The organism is Corynebacterium sp. HMSC06D04, assembly GCF_001807315.1.
GTDB classification, from domain to species: domain Bacteria; phylum Actinomycetota; class Actinomycetes; order Mycobacteriales; family Mycobacteriaceae; genus Corynebacterium; species Corynebacterium simulans.
This window is the reverse complement of sequence record NZ_KV788547.1, coordinates 248,680-266,717: the sequence shown is the minus strand read 5'-3', so window position 1 is coordinate 266,717 and position 18,038 is coordinate 248,680. Positions and strand designations below refer to the sequence as shown.

Genomic DNA, 18,038 nt, shown 5'->3' with positions numbered 1-18,038 from the left:
TTCCTATGGATTCTTCGCGCTAACTGCGCCGAATTGCTACCCCGGCCTTATCGAGCTCAACGAGTAGTGTTTCGACGTCGTCAGCCCGCTCGATGAGCTCCGCAGCATCAGCTGCGCCTAGCTCTAGTGTGTCATCGAGATCCACCGTCACGATGTTGGGACCGTGACGCAGGGAGACAGACTGCCAGCTGGCGGCAACGACAGCCTCACCGTACTTTTCTATGACTCGACCACGGAAGAACGCACGCGTATCCCGCGGCGGGTTTTGGGCTGCCCTGGCAATCTCCTCCTCACTGACGAGCACGCGCATGCGCCCCTTTCGCACCAACGCATGGTAAAGCGATTTGGCGGGATCGACGTCAGTGTATTGGAGGTCGATAAGAGCCAGCTTGGGATCATCGATGGCTACGCCGCGATCCATGTATCCCTTGAGCAACTGGTATTTGGCTACCCAGTCCACCAGATGTGCCGCGGAAAGCGGCTCTGCCGCGAGCAGGCCGGCGACCTCGTCCCACGCCGCCAGGACCTTCTCATCCACGTCGTTCGTTGGAGTGACCCTCTTGCGATATTCAGCTAGCAAATCAAGTGCTGTGAGCTCGCGTCCGTCCTTGAGCTTCAGCTTGTGCTGTAGCTTGAGGTCTCGGCTAACCAAGGAAACCTCGGCCACCGCATCGCGGAGCTGTAGGTCGCTGAAATCGACGCCCGCTTCAATGGCATCAAGCACCAAGGAGGTCATGCCAAGCTTCAACAAGTTTGCTGTCTGCGACATGTTGGCATCGCCAATGATGACGTGTAGGCGCCCAAAGTCCTCGGCTACCGCGTGTGGCTCGTCGCGAGTGTTGATGATGCCGCGGTTGAGCGTTGTCTCCAGCGAGATTTCCTGCTCGATGTAGTCGGCACGCTGGGAGATCTGAAACCCTGGCTCTTCACCTTCTTGTCCAAGGCCAACGCGGCCAGCGCCCACCACCACCTGGCGTGCCACGAAGAACGGGATGAGGCCCGCGGCAATCGCGGAAAATTCGGTAGAGCGCCGGTACTGGTAATTTTCGTGCGAACCGTAAGATGCGCCTTTGCCATCCACATTGTTCTTGTAGAACTTCAGTGGCGGGCACGGATCATGATTCGCCAGCACAGATGTGCCCTGCGCGGATAGGCGCGCTACCGCTTCGGCGGCTTGTCGCAAAACTACGTCACCGGCGGCGTCGTAAAGCATGGCGTCCCAAGCATTCGTGCATTCCGGGGAGGAATACTCCGGGTGCGCGTGATCGACGTAGAAGCGCGCACCGTTTGCGGTCACCACGTTGGCCACGCCGATTGCATTCGGATCGACCACGGGAACGGTTTGATAGCGCTTTAAATCAAAACCGCGGGAGTCACGCAGCGGATGCTCCTCGCGGAAGTCCCAGCGCGAACGCGCCAAAGTATGCAGCGCCGCATAAGCCACCACGGCATGGGTCGAGGTGACAATGGGCGAAAACTCCGGACTCGTGGGAGTGGAAATCCCGTACTCAGTTTCTGTTCCTAGCACGCGTGCCATGAGGTACTCCTAAAGCCCATTAGCTCGACTCGGGTTACTTCTGCGCCAGCTTGGGTGCCGGCAACAATCTTGGTCCACTCCTCAGGGCTAGCCGAGGTTGGTACGTATTCTGACTCCGCCTGCTCCGCGGCAATGGCCTGGCGTAAGTGTTCCGAAGTAATACCGTGCGTGCTTATCTCGCTATCAGCAAGCGCTTCCTTGATCGCAAGCTTCTTTGCACGCGCTACGATGTTGGCAATCATCGCGCCGGAGACAAAGTCGCGGTAGAACAACGTCCGCGGCTCATCATTGCGGTAATGCAGACGTACGAAGGGCCGCTCCGAATAGAGCTCTTCGACTGCTGAGTCAATGAGCCCCTCGAGGTCTGCCTGGTGCGGTACCTTCTGACCCAGATGTCGGCTAAAGATCTCGCGGGCGCCTTGCTTGCTGGGGCGATTGACGCGAATCTTGATGTCGAGCCGGCCCGGGCGCATGATGGCGGGATCGATGAGCTCCTCACGGTTGGTGGCGCCGATGACGATGACGTTGCCCAGCTTTTCGACGCCATCGAGCTCCGTCAGCAGCTGCGGAACCACCGTTGTCTCCATGTCTGAGGAAACTCCGGAACCACGGGTACGGAAGATGGATTCCATCTCGTCGAAGAACACGATGACTGGGCGGCGCGAGTCCTGGGCTGCGAGTTCGCGAGCGCGTTCAAAGATAAGGCGAATGCGGCGCTCGGTCTCACCCACGTACTTGTTTAAGAGTTCAGGGCCTTTGACATTCAAAAAGAAGCTCGGGCCGCCGCTACCCATCTTGGTAGCAAGGGAGTTTGCCACGGCTTTAGCAATCAAGGTTTTGCCGCAGCCCGGCGGGCCATAGAGCAATACGCCCTTCGGCGGCTCCAAGTCATATTGCCGGTAAAGATCTGGATGCAGGAAAGGCAGCTCGACCGAATCGCGGATTTGGGAGATCTGAGCATCCAGACCGCCGATGTCGTCGTAGCTAAGCTCTGGGACCTCCTCCAACGAAAGCTGTGCCACCTCGGACTTTTCAATCTTTTCGAGTGCGACACCTGCCTTGCCGTCGACAAGGACTGTGTCGCCAGCGCGAATGCCCTCGCGAAGACGGGCGGCCAAAAGCACCACTTGCTCCTCGCCGGAGGAGTTCGCCACGATGACGCGGGTGGTGCCTAAAGTCTCTTGCACGGTGGCAAGGCTTCCCGTTTGCGGGTGTCCACAAGCTTCTACAACGACGAAGCCCTCGCCTAAACGCACGAGTTGACCGGCTTCAAGGCTGCCTGGCTCTAGGTTGGGCGAGACCTTAACCCGCATGGGGCGGCCGTTGGTATAGACCTCGGCGTCGCGCCGGGAATCATGCGGCTTTCCTGAGTATCCGAGGAATACACCATAGGTTGAGGCAGGCTCTGAAAGCTCATTGACCTCGGCCAACATCTGCTGCAGCTTGTTGCGGGAATCCTGCAGCAGCGAAGCGAGCTTGGTGTTGCGCTCGGCTAGCTGATCAATCTGCCTTTTGAGGGCGGCTGTGTGACTTGCGTCGGTCATAGCTACACACTAGCGCGTGAACCATGCCGACAAGTCAGGTTGGCCTAAAATCCCCCGCGGACTCTTTGGCTCCGCCCCGTTTCTTTTGGACCTACTTGCGGGCGCGGCGCTGCGGGCGGGGTGGAGTCACGCCGTCGGCAAGGCGGCGCGTCCAGATGAGGAACGCAGTGTGCGCGTTCATGCGGTGCTCTGGACGGGTGGCAAGGCCTTCCACCTTCCATTCACGCACGAGGGACTCCCAGGCCTTCGGCTCGGTAAAGCACTTCAGCTCGCGGATCCCCTCCATGACCTTCATCAGCTGCGGCACGGTAGCCACGTAGGTCATGAAAACGCCGCCAGGGATCAGGATGTCGCGAACCTTCTCCAAATGCTCCCACGGCTCAAGCATGTCGAGGATGACGCGGTCGACCGGACCGCCGAGTTCTTCCACGGTGACGTCCGCCAAATCACCCAAGCGCGGGGTCCACCACTCAGGCTGCTCGCCGAAGTATTCCTTGACGTTGTCCACGGCGTACTCCAGGTGATCATCGCGCACCTCGTAAGAGAAGACGTGTCCCTGCGGGCCAACGGCGCGCAGCAGCGTCATGGACAACGCACCGGAGCCGGCGCCAGCCTCCAGGACGCGTGCGCCCATGAAAATATCGCCTTCGACCAGGATCTGCGCGGAGTCCTTCGGGTAGATGACCGCCGCGCCACGCGGCATGGAAAGCACGTGGTCCACCATCAAGTGGCGGAAGAGCAGGAAGTCGCTGCCCAGTGTGGAGCGCACCACGGAGCCCTCATCCAGACCGACGATTTCGTCGTGGCGGATGATGCCCTTGTGCGAGTGAAACTCGCCGCCTTCCTCAAGTATCACCGTGTAGTGGCGGCGCTTAGCATCGGTCAGTTGGACGCGATCGCCATAGTGAAAAGGTCCGGAATAAGGCATGGTGTGTGCTTCCTATGCTTTCTCGTGGATTTAAAGGAGGTTTAATTAACCTAACAAGTATGCCTCAATGGCCTTGGCCATCCATACTTGGTCACGTTCGCCGACCATCTCGCGTGCGGAGTGCATAGAAAGCATCGGCACGCCGACGTCGACGGTGTCGATGCCTAAGCGGGTCGCGGTGATGGGACCGATGGTGGAGCCACAGGGCACGTCGTTGTTGCCCACGAAGCGCTGGAAAGGAACCTTGGCTCGCTCGCATGCGCGCTCCCACAGGGAGACGGTCGTGGCGTCGGACGCGTAGCGCTGATTGCCGTTGATCTTGGTGACGGGGCCCTTACCGATAATCGGGTGATGCGTGGGATCGTGCTTGCCTGCGTAATTAGGGTGGACCGAATGCGCGGCGTCGGCCGACACGCAGCAAGAACGCGCATACATTTGATACCGCTCCTCCTCGTTGGCTCCCAGCGCGCGACCAGTGCGCCCCAGGACATCGGCGAGAATCGGGCCGGCAGCACCGAAACGAGAAGCCGAGCCCACCTCTTCGTGGTCGAAGGCAGCCATGACCAAAATGTCTTCGTGTCCATAGTCCTTCTGCTGGGCGGCATTGCGCATTGCGACGAGGCTGGCAAACACGGAAGAAAGATTATCCATGCGGCCGGCCGCGATGAAGCGCTCACCGGTGCCGAATACGGCGCCCCGCTGGGCATCGGCAGTAATGAGATTGAATGCAGAGATCTCATCCTGAGCCACGCCGATGGACTCCGCTACCACGCGCAATACCGAGGCATCGGGAGTGCCCACGGAAAGCACCGGCTGCATGTTGTGCTGGCGATCCGGCTTGAACTCGTCCTTGCGGTAGAGGTGGATAGCCAGCGAAGGAAGACGCAGAATCGGGCCGGTGTTAACCAAATGATGCACGCCATCCTTCGTTACCACCTGACCGGCAACGGTCAGCTCACGGTCAAACCAGGTATGCAGCAACGGGCCGCCGTAAATTTCTACCGCGACCTGCTGCCAGCCCGCAGCATCAAAATCGGGGGTCGGCTTGAGCACAAGGCCCGGCGAATCTGTATGAGAACCGATGATCCTAAACGCGGAGTGTTTGCCCGCGCCCTCCGGCACGAACCAAGCCATGATGGCGCCGCCGCGAATCATGTAGTGGCCGCCTGGGGCTGCTGACCATTCCGCGGCCTCATCCTGGCGGACAAAGCCCACCTCTTCTAGCTGGCGCGCCACCTCGTGGGCCGCGTGATAGGAAGAAGGAGAAGCGGCTATGAAATCAAGGAACTCATCCGAAATACTCATGCCTCCTACTTTGCCATGAATTGCGCCGCGCTAAGCTAAAAGGACCATGGCTGATGCACGAAAACCTCGCCCGTTGGCGCTTTCGCCTTCTCGGGCCTCAGACTATAAACAGTGCCCACTTCTCTACCGCTTTCGGGCAATTGACAAGCTCCCCGAGCCGAAGACCGTAGCGCAAGTAAAAGGAACGCTGGTCCACGCAGTTTTAGAAAACACCCACAAGCTGCCGCGCGAAGAGCGTGACTACCCCGCTGCAGTGAAAATGATTAAGCCGGAATGGGCCAAAATGGTCGCTGCCGACGCCGAGCTTAAAGAGCTCGTGCCCGAGGAAGAAACCCTCGATTTCTTCGTAGCGGCCCGCGAATTGCTCAAGGGCTATTTCCAGATGGAAAACCCGCAGGGCTTCGATGCTAAAGAATGCGAGATGTACGTCAATACCGTCTTGCCAAACGGCGTGCCGGTCCGCGGCTTCATCGACCGCGTGGACGTTGCCCTAACCGGTGAGGTCCGCGTCGTGGACTATAAGACCGGCAAGAAGCCAATCCCCCGCTTTAGCCAAGACGCCCAGTTCCAGATGCGTTTCTACGCGCTTGTCTATTGGCGAATGCTAGGCGTCATCCCCGCCCAGCTGCGCCTGATGTACCTCAAGGTCATTGACTCGATGTTCCTTACCCCAACCCGCGAAGAGCTGGAGTACTTCGAGCGCGATCTAGGCGAGCTATGGGCAAAGATCGAGGGCGACGGTAAGGAAGGTCTCTTCCGCCCGAAGACCTCGAAGCTTTGCGGCTGGTGCTCTTTCCAAGAGCTTTGTCCTGAATTCGGCGGAACCCCGCCCGAGTATCCGGGTTGGCCGGGCTCCGCCGCAGATAACTAGAACAGGCCGGAAATGGTGCCATCGGCGGCAACATCGATGTTGTTGGCCGCCGGCTTCTTCGGCAGACCCGGCATGGTCATGACGTCGCCAGTCAGCACCACGATGAAGCCCGCACCAGTACGCGGCAGCAGCTCGCGCACGTGGAGGGTATGGCCCTCTGGAGCGCCCAAGGAAGCCGGGCTATCGGAGAAGGAGTACTGCGTCTTTGAGATGACCACTGGGAAGTTATCCCAGCCATTGTCCTTGATGTACTGCAGGTCCTTCTTGGCCTTCGGGCCGTACTCGATAGAGGTTGCACGGTAGACCTCGGTGGCGATCTTTTCGATGGACTTTTCCACGCCCTCTGCTGGATCGTAGAGCTGATGTGCCTGACCCTCGGAGAGGTTTTCTAAGAGAGTTTCTGCCAACTCCTTGGCTCCTTCGCCGCCCTTTGCCCAGACATCTGCCTCAGCCAGGGCGACGCCAAAGTCCTTGGCCCAGGTCCGCATGAATTCGCGCTCGGCCTCGGTATCGCTGTAGAAGGAGTTGAGCGCAACTACTGGTTGCAGACCAAACTTGCGGATGTTTTCAACGTGGCGCTCGAGGTTGACGATGCCCTTGCGCAGTGCGTCAAGGTTTTCCGTGGTCAGGTCCTCACGGGCCTGGCCGCCGTTGTACTTTTGGGAGCGGATGGTGGTAACGACCACAGCACCCGCGACGTCGAGCTCGCCAAAGCGAGCCTTGATATCCATGAACTTCTCGCCGCCCAAGTCGGCGCCAAAGCCAGCCTCGGTGAGCACAATGTCGCCGAACTTCATCGCAGTCTGTGTTGCAAGCAAGGTGTTGCAGCCATGCGCAATGTTGGCAAAAGGTCCACCGTGTACGAATGCCGGGGTGCCGCCCAGAGTCTGTACTAGGTTCGGGTTGAGGGCGTCGCGCATCAAAGCAGTCAGTGTGCCCTCGGCATCAAGCTCGCGTGCCGTGACTGGCTTTTGGTCGAAGGTATAGCCAACGGTAATATCACCCAAGCGTTTCTTAAGGTCTTCGAGGTCAGTAGCCAGGCCCAAGATAGCCATGATCTCTGAAGCTGCGGTGATGGTGAATCCGGTTTCCGCAGGCACTCCGTGTGCCGGGCCGCCGAGGCCAGTGACGACGCCGCGCAGCGCACGGTCATTGACATCGAGGCAGCGCTGCCAGGTCACGCGGCGCGGGTCGATGCCGAGCTGGTTTCCTTGGTGGATGTGGTTATCGATGATGGCAGCCAAGGTGTTGGTGGCCGCTGCGATGGCATGGAAATCACCGGTGAAATGAAGGTTGATATCCTCCATCGGGACAATCTGGGAATAACCGCCGCCGGCGGCACCACCCTTGATGCCCATGACTGGACCTTGGGAAGGCTCACGCAAAGCGACGATGGCCTTGTGCCCCAGTAGTGCTAAAGCATCGGTTAGACCAATCAGCGTGGTGGACTTGCCTTCACCAGCCGGTGTTGGAGAAACACCAGTGACGAGCACCAGCTTGCCTTTGGTGGGAAGGTCCTCGAGCTTCGTGATATCAACCTTGGCTTTGGTGTTGCCATAAGGAATGAGCGCTTCCTCCGGGATTCCCGCACGAGAAGCAATATCGGTAATTGGCTCCAGTTTGTGAGCCTGTGCGATTTCGACATCTGAGAGTTGGGTAGCCATGGCTTTATGCTACAGAGAAAAGCCGCCCGATCTGCCTGTTTCGGAGAAAAGGACAGTGGGCGGCTAAATTGTCAAATCGCGGGCTCTAGGCGATGACAGCACCGAGTGCGTAGCTCAGCAGAACAGCGACCACGATGGAGACCGTTCCTGGGATGAGGAATGGGTGGTTGAACACAGCCTTTCCGATGCGGGTGGAGCCGGTATCGTCCATCTCAACTGCGGCCAGCAAGGTTGGGTAGGTCGGGAGGATGAACAGAGCGGAAACGGCTGGGAATGCGGCCAGTGCGGTCAGCGGGCTTGCGCCCAGGGCCAGCGCGGCCGGCAGCAGCGCCTTGGTGGTAGCAGCCTGGGAGTACAGCAGTGCGGCGGCGAAGAAGAGAACGACGGCCAGCATCCACGGAGCGGACTTGACGACGTCGCCCGCCATGGTCTGGATGTTGTCCATGTAGTGGTTGATGAGCGTGGTGCCCAGCCAGGCGACGCCGAGAACACACATGGAAGCAGACATACCGGACTTGAATACCGGGGTGTTGAGGATGTCGGCGGCTGGAATCTTGGTGATCATGACGATGAGTGTTGCTGCGGTAAGCATGACCGTCATGATGGCCTCGTTGCGTGGCAGGGTCGGCTCGGAGATGAGGCCAACCTGCTCCGAGGTCAGCGTTGCCCAAATCATGACGATGACGATGGCAGCCAGGAAGATGTAGATGGAGGCCTTTGCGCCCTTTTGCGTGCTTTGGTCGGTGTGTCCCTTCGGCATTGCGACGAGGCCCTGTGCGAGGCGCTCCTGATAGACCGGATCGTCTTCTAGTTCCTTACCCGCGTGGTTTGCTAGCCAAGCAGCCGGGAAGATGCTGAGGAAGGTTGCTGGAATAAGAACGCCGAGCAGCTGGAGGTAACCGATGCCGGTTGGCTCCAGAAGCGAGGCCAGCAGGACCACGGCGGCGGAAATCGGCGAGGCACAAATTGCCATCTGGGAGGACACCACGGCGATGGAAAGCGGACGCGATGGGCGGACCTTGCCTTCCTTTGCTACCTCGACGATGACGGGCAGCGTAGAGAATGCGGTGTGGCCAGTACCTGCTAGAACGGTCATCAGCCAGGTGACGATCGGCGCATAGTAGGTGATGCGCCGCGGGTTCTTACGCAGGAAGCGCTCGGCCACCTGGACCAGGTAGTCCATACCGCCCGCGCGCTGCATGGCGGCGATGGCGGCAATAACGGTCATGATGATGCCGATGACGTCGAAAGGGATATCTTCGCGGGTAACCGGCACGCCTGTTAGGCCCAGCAAAAGGACGCCGAGACCGCCAGCGACACCGATGCCGATTGAGCCAATGCGGGCACCTAAGTAAATCGCGGCGAGGACAATGAGGATATGGACTACAGCCATGGGAATCTCCACAAGGTCGAAAAATTAAATGGCTTCCTCAGCCGAAAATAAACGAGTCAGCCATGCTCTGTCCTCCCCATTGTCCCCCAAATCATGTGGTTTTGGTTAATTAAAACGCCCGTTTGTGCTTGTTCCCACAAAATTAACCTTTTGCATTACGGTTGGTTGATTGAAAACCAGAGAAATCCCTGCACAACAACAAAACGACGAAAGGCCATGTGGTAAAACCACATGGCCTAAAATCCGTACTTAATAGCTCGCAGGAGGCGCTGATACTCCCCCAGCGAAACCATTAAAGGTTTAGGTCGGATTTAGTCCTCGTCGATGTAGAGCTGGCCGCGGAACTCTGGGTGCATCAGGTTCTCAACGGACAGAACCTTGGACAGGGTTGCCTCGTCCATAAGGCCCTTCTCCAGAACGAGTTCCTTGACGCCCTTGCCGGTCTTCAGGGACTCCTTAGCGATTTCGTCACCGTTGTGGTGACCGATGAACGGGTTCAGGTAGGTGACGATACCGATGGAGTTTTCAACGTATGCGCGGCAGACATCAGCGTTGGCGGTGATGCCGGTGACGCACTTCTCGCGGAGGGTGTCAACAGCGTTGCCCATGATACGGATGGACTGGAACAGTGCCTCGCCGATGACCGGCTCCATGACGTTGAGCTGGAGCTGGCCAGCCTCAGCAGCCATGGTGACAACGTGGTCATTGCCGAAGATCTTGAAGCAGACTTGGTTGACAACCTCTGGGATAACCGGGTTGACCTTACCCGGCATGATGGAGGAACCAGCCTGGCGAGCAGGCAGGTTGATCTCGCCCAGGCCAGCGCGTGGGCCGGAAGCCAGCAGGCGCAGATCGTTACAGATCTTGGCCAACTTCATAGCGGTGCGCTTGATGACGGAGTGCAGCAGAACGTATGCGCCGCAGTCGGAGGTTGCTTCGATGAGGTCGCGAGCAGTCTTGATCTCCAGGCCAGTGACCTCGGATAGGGCTGCGGTGACCTGGTGGCGGTAGCCAGCTGGGGTGTTAACGCCGGTACCGATTGCGGTGGCACCAAGGTTGATCTCCAGCAGGCGCTTCTGAGCGTCGCGCAGTACCGCCTGCTCCTCAGCCAGGTTATGAGCGAATGCCTTGAACTCGTCACCCAGGGTCATAGGAACAGCGTCCTGCAGCTGGGTGCGGCCCATCTTCAGGATGTCCTGGAACTCGTTGCCCTTGTCGTGGAAAGCGTTCTGCAGGGAATCGATGCGCTCGATCAGGGTGTCCAGGGAGTAGTACAGACCCAAGCGGAAACCGGTTGGGTATGCGTCGTTGGTGGACTGGGACATGTTGACATCATCGTTCGGGTTGATGATGTCGTATGCGCCCTTTTCCTCGCCGAGGTACTCAAGAGCGAGGTTGGCAACAACCTCGTTGGTGTTCATATTTAGCGAGGTGCCCGCGCCGCCCTGGAAGACGTCGAGCGGGAATTGGTCCATGCAGCGACCCTCGTCCAGGATCTGGTCACATGCCCAGATGATTGCCTCTGCCTTCTGCTTAGGCAGAACGTGCAGACGACGGTTGGCCATTGCGGTGGCCTTCTTGACCATCACCATGCCGCGGATGAAGTCTGGAATGGTGTTGATAGTGACGTAGGAGATCTGGAAGTTGTCGATGGCGCGCAGGGTGTGGACACCGTAGTACGCGTCATTCGGGATCTCCATGGAGCCGAGAAGGTCGGTCTCGGTGCGAGACTTCTTAGAAGAAGACTTCTTAGCCTTGGCAGCGTCCTTGGCCTCGTTAGCAGAAGGTTTTACGCCCTCCTGCTTAGCGTCGATTTCTGCATCCTTCTTAGTGGTCTTAGCCATTTGGCGGGACTCCTTAAGTGGTCAATACTCGCTGAAAAATCCGCGAGCATTTCGAACGATAGTTGTTTGAGTAAACTCAAGGCCCATCGTAGCTAGAGCAGGCATTCCGGCGTTCAATCTGCGCAAGATCTCTAAAATTTACCCCTAAAAGCGGGCGATGCGTAGCTCTGATGCCAGGATAGCTTCCGCTCCCAACGCCGAAAGGTGGTCCATAATTCGATTCGCATCCTGCCGTGGGACCATCGCGCGCACCGCTACCCAATTGTCCCTTGCGAGAGGGGCAACCGTGGGCCCGGTAAGCCCCGGTGTTACTGCCGAAGCCGCCTCCAAGTCTTCTTTGGGCACGTTGTAATCGAGCATCAAATAGTTACGCGCATTTAGGATGCCCTGGATGCGTTGGAGGACTACTTGCTCTTCATCGCTCAATCCCACGCCGGCGCGCTTGATGAGGACCGCCGTGGACTCGGTGATGGCTTCCCCAAACGGGGCAAGCCCCTGCTGACGCAGCGTCGCTCCGGTAGAGACCACGTCTGCGATCGCATCGGCAACGCCTAAGTGGATGGAAATTTCCACCGCACCATCGAGGCGGATAACTTCAGCTTCAATCCCCCGCTGCCGCAGATCCGCGCGCACGAGATTGGGATAAGAAGTAGCGATCTTTTTGCCCTGCAGCTTTTCAATGGTCCAGTCTTCACCCTGGCGGGCGGCGTAGCGGAAAGTGGATGCGCCAAAGCCTAAATCTAGAACCTCGTTGAATGATGCGCGGGAGTCACGCGCGAGATCGCGACCAGTAATGCCTAAGTCCAAGACGCCTTGGGCGACGTAGATGGCGATGTCTTTGGGGCGCAAAAAGAAAAACTCGACACCGTTAGCCTCGTCAACGATGTTGAGTGCCTTGGAGTGCCCGCGGCCTTTGTAGCCGGCTTCTGCCAAGATGCTAAGGGCAGCCTCGGACAATGATCCCTTGTTGGGAACGGCAGCTTTAATCATCTTAAGGCTCCTTCCCTTTAGAGATACTTGTAGATATCTTCTGGCCTAAGGCCCCGCTTTAGCATCATGACCTGTAGCCAGTAGATAAGTTGCGACATTTCCTCGGCGAGCTCTTCGTCGGATTGATACTCGGCAGCAATCCAGACCTCACCGGCTTCCTCGATGATCTTCTTGCCAAGATGATGAGCGCCCTTATCGAATGCAGCCACGGTTCCAGAGCCCGCCGCACGGGCCTGAACCTTCTCGGACAGTTCTGCAAAAAGGGACTCGAAATTCTTCACGGATTCTATTGTTGCATAGAAACTTGGCTCCGAGGGCTAAAATCGATAACTAAATAGATTTGGACGAATTAGAGCTGATCTCGCCAAACCACGCATAGACATCGGCCGCATTAACGCCGTCTAAGTGACGCGCAGGCCGTAGCGTAGAAATTTCAGTTACTTCCGCTGGAACCACTACCCTGTCATCCTCCGGTAGGCCAATGACATGGCAGCCGGCGTCGACAGCCGCACGCATGCCCGCAGCGGAATCCTCAAAGACCAAGCAATCAGCGGGATGAAGGTCGAGGCGACGCGCTGCCTCCAAGTACATATCGGGTGCAGGCTTTCCGGCTGGTACTTCGTCACCGCAGATTGTATCGACGAAGAATTCTTCGCCTATCTCCGGAATGGCCGAAGAAGCGACATAGCGCTCCGTATTCGTGGTGACCATCATCGGCATACCATCCGCATGCAGTTCGCGCAGAAGCTCCGGGATACCTGGGAAGATTTCTAGGTTGCCGTGGAAGAGATTTTTGACGTAGTCAAAAGTAACCTCCTGGTAACGCTGATAGTCACCGGGCATAAGCTCGACTCCAGCCAACTCAGCGCAGACTGAAAGAGTTTTTTCAAAAGTGCCGCCAACCGTAGCAAGCCGCTCCTTCGGGGTCATTGCATGGCCCATAAGGCTAGACAGATGCAATGTGGCTTGGGCCCACAAAGGCTCAGAGTTGGTTAGTGTGCCGTCCATGTCCCAAAAGATTGCTGCGGGCCGTTTGGGTATGGCTTGACTGGATGCGAAACCTGCAGATTCGAAAGATGATCTCATCAAAAGATAAGGGGTTACGTTTAGAAGTCGAGCTCAGGCAGTTGTGCCAAGGCTTCGTCATCGGCGCCGGTGGCTGCGGAGGCATTGTAGATAAGCTCAGAGAGCTCTTCCTTTTCCTCCGGCTCCAAAACTGCATCCGCGTTCTTGCGGTTGAACGCAGCCAGCTTCTCTACTGACTTGTTGACGCTCGCGGTAAGAGATTGCCCGTCTGGATCATCAGGGAGTGCATCAAGATCGTCAAGAAGCTTTTCCACAATGGAACGCAGCTCTGGAAGAACGCCGGCGTCGAAGGGCGCCTCCCAGAATTCTTTCTCTTCTTCTTTGAGGTAGCTGCCAGTGGCAAAAGACTCGAGATTGCTGATGAACTCATCGACGGTGGGCTGAAAGTCTGCGCGAATGCTCATGAAGTGAATTCTGCCTGATATTTCTTAAACGTGCACGCCAAGTAGCGAATAAAAAGCGGTGCGCAGCAATTCAGCCGCCTGCTCGTCATCTGCGCCGCGCTCGCCCGCTGCCCACTCGTCGACGGCCTGCAAAGCTGCCGGCGTATCCAGGTCATTGGAAAGCGCGAGACGCACTGCGTCGACAAGCGCCTGTGCGGCATCTACGCTGCCCGGATTCTCCAGAGCCTTACGCCAGTTTGCCAGGCGTTCGTTGGCCGCGTGCAGAACCTCATCGGACCAATCGCGCTCGCTGCGGTAGTGGCCTGCGAAGACGCCCAGGCGAATGGCGGAGGGATCAACGCCCGCTTCAACCAGCTTGTGGACGAAAACGAGGTTGCCCAGAGACTTCGACATCTTGACGCCGTCGAGGCCGATCATGCCGGTGTGCACGTAAACCTGCGCCATACGCTCCACACCCAAGGCTGCCTCCGCATGCGCTGCTGAGAACTCGTGGTGTGGGAACTTAAGATCGCTTCCGCCGCCCTGGATATCAAACGAGGCGCCCAGGCGATTGGTGGCGATAGCAGAACACTCAATGTGCCAACCAGGTCGGCCCGGGCCAAATGGAGAATCCCATGCCGGCTCGCCTTCACGGTGAGCGCGCCAAATCAAGGCATCCAGCGGGTTGCGCTTTCCTGGACGCTCAGGGTCCCCACCGCGTTCGGCGAAGAACTCCTCCATCTCCGCTGCGGAGTAGTTGGACTCGTAGCCAAAGGCTTCCGTGGCTTCGATGGACGCATAGACGTCGGGGGATTCGGGGTCGTCAACGATGTAGGCGGCGCCGGCATCGAGAAGCTTGCCCACCATCTCGGTGACCTCATCGATGGCTTCCATCGCGCCCACGTAATCCTGGGGTGGCAAAACAGAAAGCAGCTCCATATCGGAGCGGAAAAGATCAATCTGGGAGGTGCCGAGCTCACGCCAATCGACGCCGTCGCGCTCTGCACGCTCAAAGAGCGGGTCATCCACATCCGTGATGTTTTGGACGTAATGAACCTTGTAGCCGTTATCCAGGAGCTGGCGATAGGCCAGGTCAAAGGTCAAATATGTTGCCGCGTGGCCCAGGTGGGTCGAATCATAGGGAGTAATACCGCACACGTACATGGTGGCGGTGTCCCCCGTTACCTCTACCTTCTGGATCTGCTGATCCGCGGAGTCGTAGAGGCGGAGTGCGTGGGGTTTCCCTGGAACTAATTCAACATGGGGTTCAGGCCAAGAATGCATGCGGTCTATCGTAGCGCCCTTTTCATGCCTAATGCACTTTGTACAGCATTAGGCATCAGGCAGGGCTAATAGCCAGTTATGAGAAAACCGGCCTATGGCTGAAGGTAGCCGAAAGCGATGAGCGCCATGATGATAATGCCCACTGGGATGCGGTATGCGGCAAACCATTCGAAGGAATGGTTGCCCACGAATTTCAGTAGCCATGCAATGGAGGCATAGCCAATCGCAAAGGCGATAAGGGTGCCCACTAGCAATTGCGCGCCGGTTGCGGACTGGCCGACAGTCGGGCCGAAGGCATCCCCCAAAGAAAACAGCCCGGAAGCCAACACGGCTGGGATTGCGAGCAAGAAGCTAAATCGAGTTGCCACCTCGCGGTCGAGGCCCAAGAAGAGACCTCCAGAGATGGTACCGCCGGAACGGGAAACGCCAGGCACCAGCGCCAAGCACTGGCATAGACCCATGACGATGGCGTCCTTCATGTTCAATTCTTCGAAGCCGCGCTCCTTTTTTCCGGTGCGCTCAGCCGTGATGAAGACAAAAGAGAAAAGGATGAGCATCGCAGCCGTAATCCACAGGTTGCGCAGATTGTCACGGATGAAATCCTTGCCCAGCACGCCCAGGATGCCGATCGGAATGGAACCGACAATGACCATCCATCCCATTCGATAGTCTTGACCCCGTTTTTCCTTGTTGAAAAGTCCAGCAAACCAGCCTTTAAGGATCTGCCAAATCATTCCGGCGAAGTAGACCAATACGGCTGCTTCCGTACCAAGCTGGATCACGGCAGTAAAGGATGCACCAGCGTCTTGACCCCAAAAAAGCTCGGAGACGATCCGCAGGTGGCCGGAAGAGCTAACTGGCAGAAACTCGGTGAGGCCTTGGACAATGGATAGGACGATGACCTGAAGCCAGGACATTGCGTCTGTTGCTGCTGCAGTATTCACTCGGGTGAGCATACATAGTCTGGCGCGCTTCGGGATCTACCCACGCTGGCTGCTAGGATAAACAACCGTGAAACCACTGGCCAGAACAAAGAAATTGATGCCACTGACGCTTTTTGCAAGCGCCCTAGCACTTAGTGCATGCCAGCCGGAGGTAGGCGTTGGCGGCTATCCAGATTCAGCTCTGAAGGTAAACGCCACGCCTGCTCCTGCCTCCAACGATGGGGCAAAGCCTGCAGGCAAGGTCGCGAAATTTGAGGAGAAGGTAACGGACCTCGCGGCCCACGGCAACACCATCGCCGTCCGCACCAAGGACGCACTTTACGTCGGCCAGCAGAGCGAGTTCCTCGGCGGCGACGCAAAGAAGATCGACATCGACGAAAAGTGCGGCGATTTGAACGCCTCCCAGCAGGGCTTCGTACTTGCCTGCGGCGATAAGGTCTATCTCATTGACCCAACCAAGCCCGATGCCCCGACCGAGGTAGCCATGGAAGAAGAAGCTCCGGTCACCGTCGCCACGCAACTTTCTAGCGGCGAGATCTTCGCAGGCTCCAAGGACTCGCGCACGGTTGGCATCTATGAGGACGGCAAGCGCGACCGCGACATTGAGGTCGAGGAAGGCTCCGATCAGCTCCTAGCTGTGCCTAACGACGCCGGTGCCGACAACGTCGTGCGCATCCTGCGCGCTGATTCCACGATCCAGAACATCGATTGGCAAAACGATCGCGCCGGCGGCCGCCTTCGCGCAGGCCAAGGCATAGGCCAGATCTCTGTTGGTGGCGGTGCCCTCGTCCTCGCCTCCGATACCTCTGGCGAGCGTCTTGCGGTATATACCGCCGACGACGTAATCCGCCTGCACCAATACGGCAACGTCGACGGCTCGCCATGGGGCGTGGCATGGGACCCACAGCGCCAGCTGGCATGGGTTACGACCACCGACAACGGCAAGGCACATGCCTTTTCCATCGTCTCCGGCGTGCCTGAGAATAAAGGTAGTGTTGACACGGTCGCAGATGCTCAAAATATCGCCGTGCTTGACGACGCCACCGTGGTCACCGCCTCTGCGAGTGGCAGCGGCATCCAGTTTATTTCCGAACCGAATCTGAAGTAAGGGCCCTTTAAAACCATGCAAGAAACTCGCGTCGACGCACTGCGCAAAGCCGCCTATCAATTAGCGCTCAAAGGCATGTTTAAGCTCGCGCCCGAGCGCATTCACCTCATTATGATGGGTGCTTTATCCGGCTTGCAGAAAGCACCCCTGCTGCACCGCGGTCTACACAAGGTGGTGCCAGTCAATGATTCAGTACTGGAGCAAGAGGTATTCGGTGTAAAGTTCCCGCGTCCGCTGGGACTTGCAGCTGGTTTTGATAAGAATGCCGCAGCCGCCGATACTTGGTCTGCTGTTGGCTTTGGCTATGCAGAACTGGGCACCGTCACGGCAAAGGCGCAACCGGGAAACCCTGCCCCACGCCTTTTCCGCTTGAAGGCGGATCGCGCAATCTTAAACCGCATGGGCTTTAACAACGAGGGCGCAGCCGCTGCAGCCCGCAACCTGCGGGCACGTCGGACTTCCGACGTCATCGGCATCAACATTGGCAAGACTAAAGTCACCCCTGCCGAAGAAGCGGTCCAGGACTACCGCCAGTCAGCTTCGGTTTTGGGCGACCTGGCTGACTACCTCGTAGTTAACGTCTCCTCGCCAAACACCCCGGGCTTGCGTGACCTCCAAGCCGTTGAGTCCCTGCGTCCGATCATGGCTGCTGTGCAGGAATCCACCAGCTCTCCAGTCCTGGTCAAGATCGCTCCAGATCTCTCTGACGAGGACGTTGACGCAGTTGCCGATATGGCGGTCGAGCTGGGCCTTGCGGGCATCGTGGCCACCAACACCACTATTTCACGTGAGGGACTCAAGACCCCCGCCGACGAGGTTGCTGCAATGGGCGCTGGTGGCATTTCGGGCGCACCGGTTGCGGCGCGCTCCTTGGAGGTCCTCCACCGCCTCCACGCGCGGGTGGGTGACAAGCTCGTGCTCATCTCCGTTGGTGGCATCGAAACCCCGGAGCAGGCGTGGGAGCGCATTGCTGCGGGAGCCAGCCTCCTGCAGGGCTGCACGGGCCTGATTTACGGCGGCCCGGACTGGATTCGCGATATTCACCGCGGCATCGCCGAGCAAATTCGTGCTCACGGCCTTCGCAACATCTCTGAGGCTGTAGGCTCCGGCCTTCCTTGGAAGTAGAAAGCTGCCAAGACAAAACCACGAAACGCCCG

At 58.1% G+C, this 18,038-nt stretch carries 16 protein-coding genes; 3 read left to right on the top strand and 13 right to left on the bottom strand.

From position 1 onward, the window contains the following. Positions 1 to 19: 19 nt before the first annotated feature. The 4 genes from dop to HMPREF3155_RS07055 all read right to left on the bottom strand — a co-directional run bounded on the left by dop (position 20) and on the right by HMPREF3155_RS07055 (position 5,314). On the bottom strand, positions 20 to 1,537 hold the full coding sequence (gene dop / locus HMPREF3155_RS07070) for a depupylase/deamidase Dop (RefSeq protein WP_070432925.1): 1,518 nt from the start codon (positions 1,535 to 1,537) through the stop codon (positions 20 to 22). Continuing rightward, complete coding sequence (gene arc, locus HMPREF3155_RS07065) at positions 1,522 to 3,081, bottom strand: proteasome ATPase (protein WP_070432924.1); 1,560 nt, start codon at positions 3,079 to 3,081, stop codon at positions 1,522 to 1,524. The genes dop and arc overlap by 16 nt, the downstream gene beginning before the upstream one ends. A 91-nt stretch (positions 3,082 to 3,172) precedes the next feature. After that, the gene (locus HMPREF3155_RS07060; RefSeq protein ID WP_061922473.1) at positions 3,173 to 4,009 is read right to left on the bottom strand and encodes a tRNA (adenine-N1)-methyltransferase; all 837 of its coding nucleotides are present in this window, start codon (positions 4,007 to 4,009) and stop codon (positions 3,173 to 3,175) included. Between the two features lie 45 nt (positions 4,010 to 4,054). Continuing rightward, positions 4,055 to 5,314, bottom strand: coding sequence for a M18 family aminopeptidase (locus HMPREF3155_RS07055; protein ID WP_061922470.1), 1,260 nt, complete (start codon positions 5,312 to 5,314; stop codon positions 4,055 to 4,057). A 46-nt stretch (positions 5,315 to 5,360) separates the two neighbouring features. On the opposite strand from HMPREF3155_RS07055, the gene HMPREF3155_RS07050 reads away from it, so the two are divergent. Beyond that, the gene (locus HMPREF3155_RS07050; RefSeq protein ID WP_070432923.1) at positions 5,361 to 6,185 is read left to right on the top strand and encodes a RecB family exonuclease; all 825 of its coding nucleotides are present in this window, start codon (positions 5,361 to 5,363) and stop codon (positions 6,183 to 6,185) included. Here HMPREF3155_RS07050 and HMPREF3155_RS07045 read toward each other — a convergent pair. The 9 genes from HMPREF3155_RS07045 to HMPREF3155_RS07005 form a co-directional block, all read right to left on the bottom strand. Next, positions 6,182 to 7,849 (bottom strand): formate--tetrahydrofolate ligase, encoded by a 1,668-nt coding sequence (locus HMPREF3155_RS07045; RefSeq protein WP_070432922.1) that lies wholly within the window; start codon positions 7,847 to 7,849, stop codon positions 6,182 to 6,184. The genes HMPREF3155_RS07050 and HMPREF3155_RS07045 overlap by 4 nt on opposite strands. 85 nt (positions 7,850 to 7,934) lie before the next feature. Next, positions 7,935 to 9,242, bottom strand: a complete 1,308-nt coding sequence (locus HMPREF3155_RS07040; protein ID WP_061922461.1) for an anaerobic C4-dicarboxylate transporter — start codon at positions 9,240 to 9,242, stop codon at positions 7,935 to 7,937. A 311-nt stretch (positions 9,243 to 9,553) separates the two neighbouring features. Continuing rightward, complete coding sequence (gene aspA, locus HMPREF3155_RS07035) at positions 9,554 to 11,086, bottom strand: aspartate ammonia-lyase (protein WP_061922458.1); 1,533 nt, start codon at positions 11,084 to 11,086, stop codon at positions 9,554 to 9,556. 144 nt (positions 11,087 to 11,230) lie between these two features. Continuing rightward, positions 11,231 to 12,076 carry an ATP phosphoribosyltransferase gene (gene hisG, locus HMPREF3155_RS07030; protein WP_070432921.1) on the bottom strand — a complete coding sequence of 282 codons (846 nt, stop codon included), beginning with the start codon at positions 12,074 to 12,076 and terminating at the stop codon, positions 11,231 to 11,233. Between the two features lie 17 nt (positions 12,077 to 12,093). Then, a complete protein-coding gene (locus tag HMPREF3155_RS07025; protein ID WP_061922452.1) occupies positions 12,094 to 12,357 on the bottom strand; it encodes a phosphoribosyl-ATP diphosphatase in 264 nt (87 codons plus the stop codon). A 49-nt stretch (positions 12,358 to 12,406) separates the two neighbouring features. Next, positions 12,407 to 13,162 (bottom strand): HAD family hydrolase, encoded by a 756-nt coding sequence (locus HMPREF3155_RS07020; RefSeq protein WP_070432920.1) that lies wholly within the window; start codon positions 13,160 to 13,162, stop codon positions 12,407 to 12,409. Positions 13,163 to 13,182: 20 nt separating this feature from the next. Beyond that, entirely contained in the window at positions 13,183 to 13,566 is a 384-nt protein-coding gene (locus HMPREF3155_RS07015; RefSeq protein WP_070432919.1) for a hypothetical protein, read from the bottom strand. A 24-nt stretch (positions 13,567 to 13,590) separates the two neighbouring features. Next, on the bottom strand, positions 13,591 to 14,829 hold the full coding sequence (mshC, locus tag HMPREF3155_RS07010) for a cysteine--1-D-myo-inosityl 2-amino-2-deoxy-alpha-D-glucopyranoside ligase (RefSeq protein ID WP_070432918.1): 1,239 nt from the start codon (positions 14,827 to 14,829) through the stop codon (positions 13,591 to 13,593). Positions 14,830 to 14,921: 92 nt separating this feature from the next. Then, positions 14,922 to 15,746 carry an undecaprenyl-diphosphate phosphatase gene (locus tag HMPREF3155_RS07005; protein ID WP_201040701.1) on the bottom strand — a complete coding sequence of 275 codons (825 nt, stop codon included), beginning with the start codon at positions 15,744 to 15,746 and terminating at the stop codon, positions 14,922 to 14,924. A 124-nt stretch (positions 15,747 to 15,870) separates the two neighbouring features. Here HMPREF3155_RS07005 and HMPREF3155_RS07000 point away from each other — a divergent pair, with 124 nt between their 5' ends. Together HMPREF3155_RS07000 and HMPREF3155_RS06995 are read left to right on the top strand one after the other, a co-directional pair. Beyond that, complete coding sequence (locus HMPREF3155_RS07000; protein WP_141744792.1) at positions 15,871 to 16,881, top strand: hypothetical protein; 1,011 nt, start codon at positions 15,871 to 15,873, stop codon at positions 16,879 to 16,881. A 15-nt stretch (positions 16,882 to 16,896) separates the two neighbouring features. Then, entirely contained in the window at positions 16,897 to 18,006 is a 1,110-nt protein-coding gene (locus HMPREF3155_RS06995; protein ID WP_070432917.1) for a quinone-dependent dihydroorotate dehydrogenase, read from the top strand. Positions 18,007 to 18,038 lie beyond the last annotated feature (32 nt).